The sequence below is a fragment of the Chlorogloeopsis sp. ULAP02 genome (genome assembly GCF_038404745.2).
In the GTDB taxonomy this organism is placed as follows: Bacteria; Cyanobacteriota; Cyanobacteriia; order Cyanobacteriales; family Nostocaceae; genus Chlorogloeopsis.
Genome location: NZ_JAYKTT020000081.1, coordinates 148,379 through 163,912, shown reverse-complemented (window position 1 = coordinate 163,912; position 15,534 = coordinate 148,379). Strand labels below are relative to the sequence as shown.

Here is a 15,534-nt window from a genome sequence, read left to right as displayed (position 1 = left end):
ACTAGTAGTGGTACCAGAAAAATTCAAAGCAGGATTGATGGGACAATCTCTACAAAAAATTGTGCTGTCAGTCCTATTTTTGCTTGCTCAAAATGATAGGAGTTGAGCATTATGGCAAAAGTAGTTGGAATTGATTTAGGAACAACAAACTCTTGTGTTGCTGTTATGGAAGGTGGGCAACCCGTTGTCATTCCCAATGCTGAAGGACAACGCGTTACTCCTTCTGTTGTAGCTTATACGAAAACAGGTGACCGTTTGGTTGGTCAAATTGCCCGACGCCAAGCAGTCATGAACCCAGAAAATACTTTTTACTCGGTCAAACGCTTTATCGGCCGCAAGTATGATGAAGTTACCAGAGAACTAACCGAAGTTTCTTACAAAGTCCTGCGCGACAGTAATGGTAACGTGAAGCTTGATTGTCCCGCGGCACGCACACAATTTGCTCCGGAAGAAGTTTCCGCTCAAATACTGCGCAAGTTAGCAGACGATGCTAGCAAATATCTGGGAGAAAGAGTAACTCAAGCTGTTATTACCGTCCCCGCCTACTTTAACGACTCCCAACGCCAAGCCACCAAAGACGCTGGCAAAATAGCGGGTTTAGAAGTGCTCCGGATTATTAACGAGCCGACTGCGGCAGCTTTAGCCTACGGTTTAGACAAAAAGACTAACGAAACCATTCTCGTTTTTGATCTTGGTGGCGGAACCTTCGATGTTTCCATTTTAGATGTGGGTGAAGGTGTTTTTGAAGTCAGAGCTACCAGTGGCGATACTCACTTGGGTGGTGATGACTTTGATAAAAAGATTGTAGATTGGATTGCTAACGAATTTCAGCGCCACGAAGGCGTAGACTTGCGTAAAGACAGGCAAGCACTACAACGGCTCACCGAAGCAGCTGACAAAGCCAAAATTGAACTTTCTAGCGCCACTCAAACTAATATTAACCTGCCATTTATCACCGCCACTCATGAAGGGCCGAAACACATTGACACAACCTTGACACGGGCAAAATTTGAAGAAATGTGTGGGGATTTGTTGGATCGCTGCCGCATCCCTGTGGAGCAAGCTCTCGGTGATGCCAAAATGAGTAATGCAGATATCGATGAAGTCATATTAGTGGGTGGTTCTACCCGGATGCCTGCCGTTCAACAGCTAGTGGGGCGCATGACGGGTAAAGAACCTCATCAGGGTGTCAATCCCGACGAAGTGGTTGCAGTAGGAGCGGCTATTCAAGCTGGTGTTCTGGCTGGGGAAGTCAAAGACATTCTCCTATTGGATGTTACACCTCTGTCTTTGGGTGTGGAAACTCTCGGCGGTGTGATGACTAAAATTATCAACCGCAATACAACCATTCCTGTCAAGAAATCAGAAATCTTCTCTACCGCCGCTGATGGGCAGACGAATGTCGAAGTTCACGTCTTGCAAGGCGAGCGAGAAATGGCAAGCTATAACAAGAGCTTGGGAAATTTCCGCTTGGATGGTATTCCCCCTGCTCCTAGAAGTATACCGCAAATCGAAGTTACCTTTGATATCGACGCTAACGGTATTCTCTCTGTCACTGCCAAAGATAAGGCAACGGGTAAAGAACAATCAATTTCAATTACTGGCGCTTCTACGCTCGATAAGCGGGATGTAGAGCGCATGGTACAGGATGCGGAAGTTCACGCCGAAGAAGATAAAAGACGCCGTGAACAAATTGATACTAAGAATAATGCCGACTCCTTGGCATATCAAGCCGAAAAACAATTGCGAGACTTGGCTGAGAGAGTTCCTGCAAATGATAGAAGTCGGGCAGAAGCGCTAATTAAAGATTTGCGTGAAGTGATCAATCAAGAAAATTATGATCGGATGCGATCGCTAACTCAAGACTTGCAACAGGCAATGATGCAAATCGGTAGCGCTATTTATGCCCAAGCTGGTGGTGGTACAACTGGAACTACCGGTACTACTGGTACTACTGGTACGCGTGACGACGGTAAAGATGTAATTGATGCCGATTTTGTGGGGTGAACCCAGATATTAGCACGTAGTGATGAGCGTGTACGCTACTTAATAGGTATAATTTCGGCTTTTAATTTAAACGCAGAGGAACACAGAGTCAGCGCAAAGAACGCAGAGTGTTTTCAAATTTAATCTGTTACGCCAATTGTATTAAGGAGGAAATCTTTAAGAGCGTAGTGGCTCCTGTGCCTTCTGCCTTCAGAGCACTAATGCCATACTGACGACAGATTTCCCCTGGCAATCCCTTAATTAAACTGAAGTCAGGTTTTCCACTTAGCAATGAAACAGCTATGCCGGCTGCAAGCGACTTCAAGGACTATTACCAAATTCTAGGGGTGAGCAAAAATGCTACACCGGAGGAAATTAAGAAAGCCTACCGCAAGCTGGCACGTAAGTATCACCCCGATATCAACCCTGGAAATAAAGAAGCAGAGGAACGCTTCAAAGAAATTAATGAAGCTAACGAAGTACTTTCCGATCCAGAAAAACGCCAAAAATACGATGCTTTTGGACAATATTGGCAGCAAGCGGTGACAACTGGAGCAGCACCACGCAGTCGGGGTACAAGAGTAGATGTTGGTGGCTTTGATTTCGATCAATACGGTAACTTTGATGATTTTATCAATGATCTGCTAGGTCGTTTTGGTGGTGTGGGTGGAGGTGGTAAAACTTATAGTTATCGTACTTATACAGGCGCTCAACCTGGGTTTGGCGATTTTTATGAAAATGTTGCCACTGAAGCACCTGCTCCGGATACAGAAGCAGCGATCGCCCTCAGTTTTTCTGAAGCGTTTCACGGCACGCAGAAGCGGCTGCAAATCGATGGGGAAACGGTTACTGTGCGCATTCCAGGCGGTGCAAAACCTGGAAGTCGCCTTCGCATCAGGGGTAAAGGACGTCCTAGTCCATTTTCTCAACAACGAGGAGATTTATATTTAACAATTGAAGTTTTGCCCCATCCATTCTTTCGATTTGAAGGCGATAATATCACTTGTGAAATTCCCATTCGACCGGATGAAGCCGTTTTGGGAGCGGAAATTAAAGTACCTACGCCCGATGGTAGTGTCACAATGAAAATTCCTGGGGGTGTGCGTTCTGGGCAATCTTTGCGGTTACGGGGTAAAGGATGGAAACAGCCCAAAGACGGACACACTGATTTAATTGTCAAACTACAGATTGTATCTCCCAAAGATTTAAGTCCGGTGGAACGCGAGTGCTATGAAAAAATTCGCGACAGTAGCACTTTCGAACCGCGTGCAGCTTTACAAGAGGTGAAATTATGAATTCAGCTGGGCTATCACGGGTGGTTATCTCCGAAGAGGGCGATCGCCTTTACACTTTTGAATATGCGGCTTTAATTACACAAACATCAACTGCACTGGTAGAACGCTTTGCCACACTGGGATTGATTTCACCGATTAACTCGATGTTGCGATCGCGCGATATTGCTCGGATTAGTCAAATTTTACGTCTGCGTCGCGATTTAGGACTCAATTTAGTGGGAGCTGCAATGGTATTAGATATGGCTGAAGAAATTGCCCAACTGCGCGCCCAATTGCAAGCTTATCGCTCACGCTCATCTTAAAGGCTAAGAGGCTGGTTAGCGGATGGGAATTTGAATTACAAACTGAGTTCCCTCACCAGGAGTGGAAAAACATTCCAATTTTCCCCTATAAATTTTAGTAATAATTTGATATGGGAATCCGATTTGATTACTGAATAAATTAAGTGTGTTATGACTTTAGTCTCGCACCCAACCCTTGAAAACGGTGCGTTATGCTTCGCGACAAAACACCCTACGTGTTTTTCAAAAATCAAATCTGAGTCCTATAGCTGTGATGTTATGAAGGTATGCATACTATATATTAAAATAGCCAATTTATCTCTCTTGAGTCACAAATGTTCCAAAATTGCTTTGATTGAGTATCTTAAAGCCTGATTTTCAGTATTCCCAAGCAAAACTATTTTTATCACTATGAACAAAGTTTTGAAATAAGTATAGTAACACACCAATAAATACAGTACATTCAAACAATGCTTAAAAACTCTACAATTTGAGGTTTAGTTTATGAATCATTTCTAAGTGTAAATATGGCTAATATGCTGCTATATCATTGATGAATTGAAATTAGCCATTTCCCAGTGTGCAGTTTATGATTTTAGTTCGCACAAATACAAACCTCAAACCCCTACCAAGTTATATCTTCAAAATAATTGAATTACTATAAATTTATTCGCCTGATCAGACTAAATGTAATCAAATAGAAAAAGGGATAGGCGATTAACCTATCCCAAGGCAATAGCCTTAGAAAACCTAGTTCTAGCTTAAGCTTTTATCCTATTGCCGTAATTAAATTCTCGGTAAAGATTAGGTGCCAGAAGTCCAAGAGTTCATGTACTCGATTTGCTCTGGCGTCAGGGTGTCAACTTTAATTCCCATTGCCTGCAATTTCAAGCGTGCAATTTCTTGATCTACTTCTGTAGGAATTGCATGAATACCGGGTTCCAATTTACCCTTATTCTTGATTAGGTATTCGCAACCAAGGGCCTGGTTAGCAAAGCTCATATCCATCACTGCACTAGGATGTCCTTCAGCAGCAGCAAGGTTAATTAAGCGCCCTTCGCCAAGAACTACAACTGATTTACCATTTTTTAGGCGATATTCTTCAGTAAAAGGACGTACTGTTTTTACTTCCTTAGCTTTATCACCTAGAGCAACAAGGTCAATTTCGATATCAAAGTGACCGGAATTACAAACAATTGCACCGTCTTTCATCACGTCGAAGTGTTCGCCGCGAATTACGTGCTTGTTACCAGTAACTGTGATAAATAAATCACCTAATGGTGCGGCTTCTGCCATTGGTAGGACGCGGAAACCATCCATCACTGCTTCAATTGCTTTGATGGGGTCAATTTCGGTGACAATTACATTAGCACCAAGTCCCCGTGCACGCAGGGCAGTACCTTTACCACACCAACCGTAACCTACAACCACAACGGTTTTGCCAGCCAGTAGGATATTTGTAGCGCGGATAATCCCGTCGAGTGTAGATTGTCCTGTACCGTAGCGGTTGTCAAAAAAGTGCTTGGTATCAGCGTCGTTGACGTTAATAGCCGGGAAGGTGAGAACACCATCTTTGAACATGGCACGTAGCCGAACAATTCCCGTGGTGGTTTCTTCGGTGGTGCCGATGATATCAGCGAGTTGCTGCTGGCGTTCTTTGACTAGGGTAGCAACCACATCACAACCGTCATCAATAATAATGTTGGGACGGTGATCTAGAGCGATTTGGACGTGGCGGCTGTAAGTTTCGTTATCTTCACCTTTGATGGCAAAGACGGGAATTTCATAATCGGTAACGAGACAAGCAGCTACGTCATCTTGAGTGGAAAGGGGATTGCTGGCAATTAATACGGCGTCTGCGCCACCAGCTTTGAGAGCAATTGCTAGATTTGCTGTTTCTGTTGTGACATGACAGCAAGCAACAAGACGAATACCCGCAAAGGGTTTTTCTTGAGCAAAGCGATCGCGAATTTGCCGCAAAACAGGCATCTCGCGTCCAGCCCATTCAATGCGCTGTCTTCCCAAGGGAGCTAGGGCGAGGTCTTTAACCTCGTGCTTTAATCGGGGAGATGTTGCAGTCATCAAATAGTTCCTCAAAAAAGTAAAAAATTAGCGTAAATGCTTACGCACTCTACTAGATTATTCTAAGACTGGCAAACTCAGCTAAGATTTAAGCTTCTTTCTTAAAATTCATCTTTAAGGTAGAGGGAAGAGACTGGATTATTAGCGAACCGTAAAGTGTGTACTATTACCAACGTCAAAATAAGGGTTTGAGGAAAGTTAGGTAGTACCCACCCTACAAAAATTGCTTGATAATCTTGATGATTTAGAAAAATTTAATAACTTTTTCTAAAGTCAAGACCAACAGACACTTGACTATGGACAGGTACAATTACTTAAATTGTTTGCCAGCATGGCTCGAAAAGGACTAACAAAGATGGGGGCATCGGGGAATAATTGACGCGAAGACTAGGAGATGCGGCGACGCCCAGAGAAATGAGGACAAGGAGAAGGATCGTGACTCACGTCTTCTCCCTTTCCAGATCACCTCTTTCCCCGCGTCCCCGCGTCTGGTTGTCCCCGTGTCCCCTATCCCCAGTCCCCAGTATTGTAAAGAGCAAGGAGGTGTCAATTGCGCTTTAAATTTGTAGCGATCGCTTTTTCTTCAATGGTGATAACTATTGGAGTAATGCCAAAAGCTACAGCGCAGTTTCCTTTTTTCCCTAACCTGCAACCACCTACTTTAAGATCTGCCGATCCAGAAGGCAGAATAGTTACAGGATGGGTTTATTTGGATGGTAGGCGCTTGTTTCAGGTATCCGCACCAAGAGCGAACTTTACGGAGCGTTTGGAGAGTATTCAGAGTAATTTGTACAGAGCTACCCAAAATTACTTGGATTCCTCTTCTGAGGAAGTCAATGTAGACATCGAACCGAACAATGGACTACCAGTCATCACAGTTAATAATCAATATTTAATGACCGTTACTGCCCAAGATGCTAATCTGCGACAGGTAGATCCTTTAACGGCGGCGAATCAAATCTCCGAAATTTTAAAGGAAGATTTAAAACAGGCGAGACAAGAACGACGCACTGAGTTTATACTTAGCCAAGGCGTAATTGCTACCACAACTGGACTCGGCGTGATCGTCATCAGTTGGGGGCTTTATCAGTGGCGGCAACGCTCAAAACGGCATTCACTACAGCTAGCCTCCCCGACTTCAACCGCAGCTAAACCGATTACTTCCCAGCTCAATCAACAGCATCATCGACATCTTGAAGAAGTAAAAAGACGGCTGCATCAGCTAGCTCAAACGATGCTTTGGGGAGGTAGTACATTCTTCATACTTGGTTTATTTCCCTATACGCGATCGCTACAATTAGGAATTTTCATCGGTTTACAAATTCCTATAAAATTGGCTGGTGTGGGAATTGGAACTTATGTAGCTATCCGTCTTAGCTATGCCCTGATTGATCGCTTCACTTCTGCTTTTGTCAGTAGTAGTGCGCTACTAACTCCAGAAAGTTCTGAAAGGTTGCAGTTACGAGTTTCTACCATTTCTGGTGTCACAAAAGGTATTGTTGGTGTTGCTTTATTGGGAGTTGGTACTTTATTTGCTCTCATTTCTTTGGGTATAGATATTGTTCCATTGCTAGCGGGTGCTGGTTTGGTGGGTGTAGCAATATCTTTGGCTTCCCAAAGCTTAATTAAAGATGCAATTAACGGTTTTCTGATCATCTTAGAAGACCAGTACGCGCTAGGTGATGTTATTAATGTGGGAAATGTGGGAGGTTTGGTAGAAAATTTGAATCTGCGCATGACCCAAGTTCGAGATTCGGAAGGACGCTTAATTACTATCCCCAACAGTGAAATTAAAATAGTTGCTAATCTTTCTAGTCGTTGGTCGAGAGCCGATTTAACTATTCCGGTTGCTTACGAAGCCGATATTGACGAAGCTTTGCAATTAATTAAGACTGTTGCCCTAGAAATGGATCAAGATCCGCAATGGCAACTTCCAATTGTAGAAACACCGCAAGTTTTAGGAATAGATAATTTTGGCGATCGCGGTTTATTAATTCGTGTGTGGATTAAAACACAGCCACTCAAACAATGGGATGTGGCACGCGAATTTCGGCGCCGATTGAAAGTCGCCTTCGACAAAGCCGGAATTGCCATTCCTGTGCCGCAGCAAGCTGTCTGGGTAAATGATGTTCACTTGCTCAAATCTCAAGCTGATGGAAAGACAAATTAGTTTAAAGCTTACTTTCATTCTTGGACTATGAGCAATTACCCATGAAAGCCTCTAGCTCTATCAATCGTAGGGCGTAGCCCTTCCCACAGGATATAGTGCCATCAATTCATTGTCCCACCATCCACTAACCACTATCTTACTATTTAATAGTACTTTTGTACTATACTAAAAAAGTAGCGTTCACAAAGCCGCTTTATACTTGAGCAGGCTTTGTGACAGTCCTCTCGAAGATGGATTCAAGGGTTCTGTTCTATGAAAAAGCACTATATTCTTAGCCTCAATCCGACTGCCAAGCACGATTGGGATCGCTGTATCTTGCGCGATCCATTGACTGCCAAGCGCCCAGATCTGGCGAAATTAGTTGCTGAAGCAGTCGGTGCTAATACAGGCAATTATTTGATAAGTGTGAATATCGAAATACAAGTTTTAGAGCAAGCAGCAGTGCCTCAGGCTGAACAATTATCTTTGAATGTTCCAGAGGTAAATGAAAAGCCACAACTACGGGAAGCTGCCTAGAGAAAATAAGTAGAAAGCAGGAGGCAGATGGCAGGAGGGAAAAACTTATCTGTCTAGTTTTTGGCGATAAGCATTTTATGTCTAATTATGTCCACCAACCTATAAACCCAAGTGTTAAACCAACTTAGCAAGGCAAACAAGGATAATGGTTAATTGTAGAGACGTGCCACTCACATCTCTACTAAATATCCTTATTTTTTTGTATAAATTCCCATGAACGTTGCAATCATTGGTTGTGGTTATGTTGGTTCTGCTGTTGCTCACCATTGGCAACAAAAGATGACTTTAGTTGTTACTGCAACCACAACAACTCCTGAAAGAGTGCCAGAATTACAATCACTAGCTCAACGAGTTGTAACAGTCCAAGGAAGTGACTTGGAAGGGGTAAAATCAGTCTTAAAAAATCAAGATGCTGTACTTTTAAGTGTAGGTACAAAGGGAAGTGGCACCTACGAAGAAACTTATTTACAGACTGCCCAAACTTTAGTTTCAGCCTTAAAGCAGACACCAAGCGTTCAGCAACTTATATACACAAGTAGTTGTTCTGTATACGGTGAACAACACGGCGCTTTGGTAGATGAAGAAACGCCAGTTGCACCAATAACCCCTAGTGGAAAAATTCTTAATGAGACTGAGCAAGTATTGCTTTCGGCATCTAGTGAAAATCTCCGCGTTTGTATCCTACGCTTGGGCGGAATTTACGGCCCTCGTCGAGAACTGATAAAAATATATCAGCGACTTGCTGGTACAACTCGCCCAGGCAGTGGTGAAGAACCAGCCAACTGGATTCATCTTGAGGACATTGTTGCTGCAAGCGAGTTTGCGCGTCGTCACCGCTTTCAAGGTATTTACAATCTTGTGGATGATGACAATCTCACAAATGGTGAAATTGCTAACCGCATATGCGAAATCCATAATCTACCCAAAGTTAAATGGGATTCTTCCCTAAGCAGTAAGCGTTCCTATAATGCTAAAGTGTCAAATAAAAAAATAAAAGAAGCGGGCTACAAGTTTGTTTATCCACAAATGATTTTTAGCTAGTCATCGAGGCTTAGAGATTATGTAGAAATTTTCTGCTTTTCTTTAAGATAACAATGACGGTTGTTTTTCAAATATTTCTATGATTACTCAAGATAAATCAGCATCTTTTACCCAGTTTTATACCTGGCATAATTATCGTTGTGCATATGAAGTTTTTAAACCAATAAATTCTACTTCTCAGAGTATTCCTTTACTATTAATTCATCCTGTTGGGGTTGGTTTATCAAGACAATTTTGGCAACGCTTTTGTCGGGAATGGTATCAACAAGGAAATAGCAATCAAATTTATAATCCTGATTTACTCGGTTGTGGCGAGAGCGATAAACCCCACGTAGCTTGTACTCCAGGTGATTGGGCTGAACAGTTACGACACTTTGTACAAACAGTAGTTCAAAAACCTGTTATTGTCGTAGTCCAAGGTGCTTTATTTGCAGTTGCAATCGAATTAGTTAAAAAAGAACCAAATTTAATTGCTGGATTAGTAATTGCTACTCCTCCTGCTTGGCCTTTAATTCAGAAAGAAGCACCAGAATGGCAAAAGAAAGGTGTTTGGAACCTTTTAAATTCTCCTTTAGGTCATCTTTTTTATCGCTATGCCCGCAGGGAGAAGTTTTTGCGTAATTTTTCAATTAAACAGCTATTTGAATCTGCCAATAGTGTTGATGCAGAATGGTTAAATACTTTACGCACGGGTGCAGAAGATATTGCCAGTCGCTATGCAGTTTTTTCTTTTTTGGCTGGCTTTTGGTTAAAGGATTACAGTAGTGCAGTTGTCTGCATCAAGCAACCAGCATTGGTAGTTGTGGGTGAAAACGTATCGAGTATTTCCCAAGAAGGAAAAGAACTTACAGCAGACGAGTGGTTGGCTGACTATCTCACAGCTTTACCTCAAGCTAGTGTGAAAAAAGCTCCCGGTAGAAATGTTTTACCTTATGAGTCTACCACTGAGTTTGTAAGTGCGATATCGCCATTTATTAATGAAATTAGTTCCGATTAAATTAATTGACTATGGGACTCATATTTGATTTTTGAAAAACACGTAGGCTGGCTGATAGTGGAGCTTAACGCACTTTTTCAAAGTTTAGGTGCGTGAGACTAAAGTCATAACACAACGGCAGTTTTGTGGGAAGAAAATCTACACTGCAAACTGCCTCCCCTACAAATACTTAATTTTTTCAGGAATAAACCGGATTCCTATATTTATTGTCTTATTTATAGTCAGCGATCGCTTTTTCGATGAGTTTCTCTGCTCAATCAATAGTATCAGCTTTTTTAAAAGATAATACAGGGAATAAACCTAAGTTTATCCCTGTATTTAATATCTTTAGATTGTCGAGTTTAGTAATCAGAAAAATTACAACTTCAGCGAGGATATTTAAATTTCGGCGCCTGCTTTTGGTTGAGCGCCCATTGGCGACACGTAGTCACGGAAAAGAGTAATTTGTTGACCAAAATCTAATTGTTTAATCTTGTTAAAAAGCTCTTGAGCTTGTGAGGAAAGCTCGTAATTAGCAGGCATTGGGATAATTGTAGAGTTTTCCATTCCTTGAGCAAGGCGATACCAAAATAGCAGTTTTGTAGTATCGCTAAAAGAGCCATACTCACGAGCTAATTGATTATCTACTTTATTAATTAAGTCTCGCTGAAGTTGTAGTTGTTCTTCGTGAGATAGTTCCTTAACTTGATTGAATAAACCTTCAGCAACTTCTGGAGAAACTGTACTAGCACCAGGAGCAGCAGGAGTAATAGAATCACCCATCTCTTTGTAGATAAACCAGAATAATGCAAGCTGTTCATCTACAGGTAAACTTTGAAAAGCTTGTACGTGTTCACGAAGATTTGGATCGTTAGATTGAGTGAATGTCATTATAAACTCCGATTGCAATTACATTAATCAACTCCACTAGCAAAGTTATCAAAGTAGACTTTGGAATCGAACCCTACTGAAGACAGATGTATCTCAATCAAAGAGAAGAACAATTGAAAAATGAAAACGGCTAATGCGAGTGAACAATTAGCTATCAGCAATCACACACTAGTAGTTAAATATTCATAAGGGTGAAAAAGATGGATAGACGTTTAGAAGGCAAAGTGGCTATTATCACGGGTGCTGGTACTGGTATTGGAGAAGCCATTGCCCATAAATTTGCCAAAGAAGGTGCTTCAGTTGTTGTCAATGGACTACCAGACGATCCAATAGAAGATGTAGTGCAAAAAATAAAACATTATGGCGGCAAAGCGATCACTTATGCAGGTGATGTTTCCCAAGAATTTCATGCTCAAAACTGCGTGCAAACAGCACTCAACGCCTACGGTAAGTTGGATATTCTAATTAATAACGCTGGAGTATTTCTTGCCACAGCCGAAACTCAGGACTACCCGATTGAGGTATTTGATGAAACCATCCGCATGAATCTCCGTTCAGCATTCTTGATGACAAAATACGCACTGCCACACCTACAAAAAACACGGGGTAACATCGTCTCGGCTGGTTCGGAAGCAGGCTTTAATGGTTTAGCATATAATACGCCATACGGCGGTACGAAAGGCTGGATGCATTCGTTTATGAAAGGTGTTGCTGTTGAGCAAGCCAAACACGGCGTTCGAGCTAACTGTGTATGCCCTGGCGCAATTGATACCGCTTGGACACATAAAGAAGAAGGGTCAATGAATGCGGAGATGGAAAAGACTCTGATTCAAGCCACACCTATGGGAAGACGCGGTACAAGTGAAGAAATGGCAAACGTCTACGCTTTCATAGCCTCTGATGAAGCTAGCTACGTAACAGGTGCATTGTGGCTAGCTGATGGTGGTGTCACTGTTGCTAAAGGAGCAGTTGGCAAAGAAACTCCATTCTGGTTGCGCTTTGAGCCAAAGGATGAATTACGTCTCGATCACTCTCGCGAAGGATTAGAAAATAAGGAAACGCAGTCACGGCTGTAGGCGAAGAGGACACGGAGACACGGGGAATATATTTGATAATTTCTCCGCGTCACCCTCCGGGTACTCTACGAGAAGCCGCCTTTCAGGCGTCTACGCAGTTCCTACCCTACGGGAAGGCGTTCCGCCTACAACGGAGGGAACCTCCCTCCGGGTTCGCCAGTTCCCCTACCCTTACGGGAAGCCCTTCGGGTTCATGGGTTCGCAATCGTGACGGAAACCGCCAAGACTGCGCCATTCACCGCTACACGTCTACGTGACGGGAACCGCCAAGACGGGGACTGGACTCACCGCAACGGACTGCTCACCGCGTCTCAATCTCTCCGCGTCTTCTTCACTCTCTTCGCTGCTCATAATCTTCGCTAGATGTGGGATCTAATTCCCAACGGCGATCATCGCGTTGCTCTAAAATTTCGTTTGTTCGCAGGAATGCCTTATCATCCATCTCTAGTCCTACGGCGGCACCAAGTTCATCGACAATATCTTGATCGGGAGTGGGAGCAGTACCACCAACTGCTTCATCTCCTACGTCTGCCTCAAGTTCCCAAGCTGCATCTATATCTCCTCCTGTTATCTCTGGGCTAGCTTCCGCGTTTCCCTGTGTCTGATATCGTTGTTTGCGATCGCCTATGTTATACCCCGGCTCATCCTTAACACCAGTACCGTAAGATTCTGTAATTTCTTGCGGTAAATCAGAAACTTGGGATGACAAATCTTTTTGTTGAGGTTGCTCATCTGGATCTATTTGATTAAGTTGAGCTTCTAAATCTTCTTCAGATTGTGGATTTACCATAAACACTTAACCTTTCTGCACACTCACAATAACGCTTTATTTTTCAAGCTTTGTCATCCTCAAGGTCTATCCCTTTAGGATGAAAACTATTTCACTCTTTGGAGCGAAGAGCAAATAGAAATTTATGCATAACCTTAAAAGAGTGAATCCACGCTATAGCCACTTCATCTAAGTTATGAGTTATGGAATACAGGCATGAATAATTTTATTATTGCCTAGAAAAATCATAGCTCATAACTATTTTTTTAATCCATATCTTAAACAAAAATATTTTTTGTTTCTTTCCTAAGACATATCAAATTCATATTGTTGAATATTTCTCTTGAATGAAGAAATCTAAAATCTTAAAATCCAAAATAGCTGTATAACTAAGAGTTCATGGTCAAGTCACATAGGATTGAGTTGGGGTTTATAAAATGAATGTTCTCTCTTCAATTCACTAATTCTTAATTGAATAGATTGTAGTAGAGCGTGATTTTATAAATCCTAACCATTTTTTAGAAAAGCTACAATTATTTCTATTCATTTAAATAAGAAAGTTATATCATCAATCTGAATATTGTGTCAAAGTTATAAAATTTAATCTGATTGTTGTATTTAAAAGAAATAGATAAAAAATAAAGATTGATTTTATGTCGTTAGCGGAGGCAGAAAGGTGAAATATGAAGAATTCCTTAAACACGTTGAAAGTGTTGCTCAATTAAATTCTCGTGAAGAGGCAGAACGTGCTACCCGTGCAACACTCGAAACAATTAAAGAACGGATAGTTGGCAATGAAGCCAATCACTTAGCCGCCCAGTTACCAGAAGAATTAGCAGGATACCTACGTGGTCGAGAAGGTGAGAGTGGTCAAGCATTTTCTATAAAAGATTTTATATCTAGGGTAGGTGAAAAAGAAAACGTTGACCCAACAGCAGCAGTCATACATATCCGCTCTGTATTTACAGTTTTACAAGATGCAATTACACCTGGTGAATTTGTTGATTTTCAACATAATTTTTCAGAGGATTATGCAGAACTATTTCCTCCTAGTAGTGAAATAACTGCGTAAAAGTAGGGGCTTATACGCACTCTGCAAAGCTTTTGACAAAGTACGTCAACTTGCCCGTAAAGAAGTTATGAGTTTGGAATCAATACAGTATTACTCATAACTTTTAGTCAACAACCTTTAGTGAAATAACTAATATCAAGTTGTAAAAAAAATACAAGGAAATTCAATGGCACTTAACAATTCTAGTAAGAAGAAAGTCGCTTTCCTGATTGAAAATGATGTAGAGGATGCAGAATTTCAAGTACCATACAATGCGCTTAAACAGGCGGGCATGGAAGTTGTTGTCCTTGGTTCGCGCATGAACGAAAAATATCACGGAAAACAAAATAAAGTTTCCATGCAGCCTGATGGTACGGCAACCGAAGCAGTGGCTTCTGAGTTTGATGCTGTTATCATTCCCGGTGGTGTGGCTCCCGACAAAATGCGACGGAACCCCAACATGGTGCGCTTTGTTCAAGAAGCCATGCAGCTAGGAAAATTAGTGGCTGCCGTTTGCCACGCACCGCAACTTCTAATTGAAGGCGATTTACTTAAAGGTAAACAAGCTACTGGCTTTATAGCAATTCGTAAGGACATGATCAATGCTGGTGCGAATTACATAGATGAACCCCTGGTAATTGACGGAAACTTAATTACATCTCGTCAACCTGGAGATTTAGCGATATTTGCCACAGCGATTTTGAGCCGTTTGGGATATGGCGGTAAAGATGCTGCATTACCTCATGAAAATGATCAAACAGCCGAATGGTGGAAACTTGCCGATGCTTGGGGTGGTTCTACCAAAGGTGATATAGTCAAAGCTTTAAATACCGCCTTGGCTGGTGAGCGCTATGCACTAGAAGCGCTAGAAAAGTACGCTGAAAAAGAATCGGATGCACAAATAAAATCTCTATTCCAAGAGATGATTCCGTTGAGACAGCGCCATATCCAAAGATTAGAAGGACGACTTACCGAACTAGGCGAAAAATCTTCCTTCGCTGCCAATATTGCCGATAAATATGCCAAAGTCAAAACTACTTTTACAGGTAGTGACGATATCTATCAGTTACCTTCCGCCTTAGGCGATCTACAAACTGGTATAGGCGATATCGGTAATCTGTGTGTAGCAATTACTGATCCAGTGTCAACTAGGATTTTCACAGAAATTCACAAAGACCTCTTGATCTACGAGCAACGTCTAGCAGATCTGTATCGAACAAGAATGGGCGCACAGGTAAAGCCGACTCAGCCTACTACAGGAGCAGCTGTGAGCTAGGTAGGAACTAGGGGCTAGGATGAGGAGGGGGGGAAGGGGAGAGGGGGAGACAAGGAGCAAGAACGTGAATCAAGATTCTCCGTGTCCCCACGTCCCTTTGTCTCCTTGTCCTCTTCCCAATCCC

13 protein-coding genes are annotated in these 15,534 nt (G+C 42.2%); 10 read left to right on the top strand and 3 right to left on the bottom strand.

Annotated elements, in window-relative coordinates; all coding sequences use genetic code 11:
* Positions 1 to 111 precede the first annotated feature (111 nt).
* The 3 genes from dnaK to U2718_RS29560 all read left to right on the top strand — a co-directional run bounded on the left by dnaK (position 112) and on the right by U2718_RS29560 (position 3,583).
* The gene (dnaK, locus tag U2718_RS29570) at positions 112 to 2,007 is read left to right on the top strand and encodes a molecular chaperone DnaK (RefSeq protein WP_342001027.1); all 1,896 of its coding nucleotides are present in this window, start codon (positions 112 to 114) and stop codon (positions 2,005 to 2,007) included.
* Between the two features lie 281 nt (positions 2,008 to 2,288).
* A complete protein-coding gene (locus U2718_RS29565) occupies positions 2,289 to 3,281 on the top strand; it encodes a J domain-containing protein (protein ID WP_342001025.1) in 993 nt (330 codons plus the stop codon).
* Positions 3,278 to 3,583: a chaperone modulator CbpM gene (locus U2718_RS29560; RefSeq protein ID WP_342001024.1), complete on the top strand. Its 306-nt coding sequence runs from the start codon at positions 3,278 to 3,280 to the stop codon at positions 3,581 to 3,583. Before U2718_RS29565 ends, U2718_RS29560 begins: the two co-directional genes overlap by 4 nt.
* A 783-nt stretch (positions 3,584 to 4,366) precedes the next feature.
* Here U2718_RS29560 and ahcY read toward each other — a convergent pair.
* Positions 4,367 to 5,644, bottom strand: a complete 1,278-nt coding sequence (ahcY, locus tag U2718_RS29555; RefSeq protein ID WP_342001022.1) for an adenosylhomocysteinase — start codon at positions 5,642 to 5,644, stop codon at positions 4,367 to 4,369.
* 550 nt (positions 5,645 to 6,194) lie between these two features.
* On the opposite strand from ahcY, the gene U2718_RS29550 reads away from it, so the two are divergent.
* The 4 genes from U2718_RS29550 (at position 6,195) to U2718_RS29535 (ending at position 10,368) form a co-directional block, all read left to right on the top strand.
* A complete protein-coding gene (locus U2718_RS29550; protein ID WP_342001021.1) occupies positions 6,195 to 7,814 on the top strand; it encodes a mechanosensitive ion channel family protein in 1,620 nt (539 codons plus the stop codon).
* A 252-nt stretch (positions 7,815 to 8,066) separates the two neighbouring features.
* Entirely contained in the window at positions 8,067 to 8,330 is a 264-nt protein-coding gene (locus tag U2718_RS29545; RefSeq protein WP_342001019.1) for a hypothetical protein, read from the top strand.
* Positions 8,331 to 8,543: 213 nt separating this feature from the next.
* Positions 8,544 to 9,371 (top strand): SDR family oxidoreductase, encoded by an 828-nt coding sequence (locus U2718_RS29540; RefSeq protein ID WP_342001018.1) that lies wholly within the window; start codon positions 8,544 to 8,546, stop codon positions 9,369 to 9,371.
* Positions 9,372 to 9,450: 79 nt separating this feature from the next.
* Complete coding sequence (locus U2718_RS29535) at positions 9,451 to 10,368, top strand: alpha/beta hydrolase (protein ID WP_342001016.1); 918 nt, start codon at positions 9,451 to 9,453, stop codon at positions 10,366 to 10,368.
* Positions 10,369 to 10,746: 378 nt separating this feature from the next.
* Here the strand turns inward: U2718_RS29535 and U2718_RS29530 are convergent, their stop codons facing one another.
* Positions 10,747 to 11,238 (bottom strand): orange carotenoid protein N-terminal domain-containing protein, encoded by a 492-nt coding sequence (locus tag U2718_RS29530; protein WP_342001015.1) that lies wholly within the window; start codon positions 11,236 to 11,238, stop codon positions 10,747 to 10,749.
* 200 nt (positions 11,239 to 11,438) lie between these two features.
* Here U2718_RS29530 and U2718_RS29525 point away from each other — a divergent pair, with 200 nt between their 5' ends.
* Complete coding sequence (locus tag U2718_RS29525; protein ID WP_342001013.1) at positions 11,439 to 12,314, top strand: glucose 1-dehydrogenase; 876 nt, start codon at positions 11,439 to 11,441, stop codon at positions 12,312 to 12,314.
* Positions 12,315 to 12,645: 331 nt separating this feature from the next.
* Here the strand turns inward: U2718_RS29525 and U2718_RS29520 are convergent, their stop codons facing one another.
* Positions 12,646 to 13,104 (bottom strand): DUF6335 family protein, encoded by a 459-nt coding sequence (locus tag U2718_RS29520; RefSeq protein WP_342001011.1) that lies wholly within the window; start codon positions 13,102 to 13,104, stop codon positions 12,646 to 12,648.
* A 655-nt stretch (positions 13,105 to 13,759) separates the two neighbouring features.
* Here U2718_RS29520 and U2718_RS29515 point away from each other — a divergent pair.
* Positions 13,760 to 14,155 (top strand): DUF2267 domain-containing protein, encoded by a 396-nt coding sequence (locus tag U2718_RS29515; RefSeq protein ID WP_342001010.1) that lies wholly within the window; start codon positions 13,760 to 13,762, stop codon positions 14,153 to 14,155.
* A gap of 166 nt (positions 14,156 to 14,321) precedes the next feature.
* Positions 14,322 to 15,410: a DJ-1/PfpI/YhbO family deglycase/protease gene (locus U2718_RS29510; protein WP_342001008.1), complete on the top strand. Its 1,089-nt coding sequence runs from the start codon at positions 14,322 to 14,324 to the stop codon at positions 15,408 to 15,410.
* Positions 15,411 to 15,534 lie beyond the last annotated feature (124 nt).

Excerpts from the sequence above, each read along its gene's own strand:
- U2718_RS29520 (WP_342001011.1), bottom strand. The coding sequence starts at position 13,104 with ATGGTAAATCCACAATCTGAAGAAGATTTAGAAGCTCAACTTAATCAA.
- U2718_RS29525 (WP_342001013.1), top strand. The coding sequence starts at position 11,439 with ATGGATAGACGTTTAGAAGGCAAAGTGGCTATTATCACGGGTGCTGGT.
- U2718_RS29545 (WP_342001019.1), top strand. The coding sequence starts at position 8,067 with ATGAAAAAGCACTATATTCTTAGCCTCAATCCGACTGCCAAGCACGAT.
- U2718_RS29565 (WP_342001025.1), top strand. The coding sequence starts at position 2,289 with ATGCCGGCTGCAAGCGACTTCAAGGACTATTACCAAATTCTAGGGGTG.
- U2718_RS29540 (WP_342001018.1), top strand. The coding sequence starts at position 8,544 with ATGAACGTTGCAATCATTGGTTGTGGTTATGTTGGTTCTGCTGTTGCT.
- ahcY (WP_342001022.1), bottom strand. The coding sequence starts at position 5,644 with ATGACTGCAACATCTCCCCGATTAAAGCACGAGGTTAAAGACCTCGCC.
- dnaK (WP_342001027.1), top strand. The coding sequence starts at position 112 with ATGGCAAAAGTAGTTGGAATTGATTTAGGAACAACAAACTCTTGTGTT.
- U2718_RS29510 (WP_342001008.1), top strand. The coding sequence starts at position 14,322 with ATGGCACTTAACAATTCTAGTAAGAAGAAAGTCGCTTTCCTGATTGAA.
- U2718_RS29560 (WP_342001024.1), top strand. The coding sequence starts at position 3,278 with ATGAATTCAGCTGGGCTATCACGGGTGGTTATCTCCGAAGAGGGCGAT.
- U2718_RS29530 (WP_342001015.1), bottom strand. The coding sequence starts at position 11,238 with ATGACATTCACTCAATCTAACGATCCAAATCTTCGTGAACACGTACAA.
- U2718_RS29535 (WP_342001016.1), top strand. The coding sequence starts at position 9,451 with ATGATTACTCAAGATAAATCAGCATCTTTTACCCAGTTTTATACCTGG.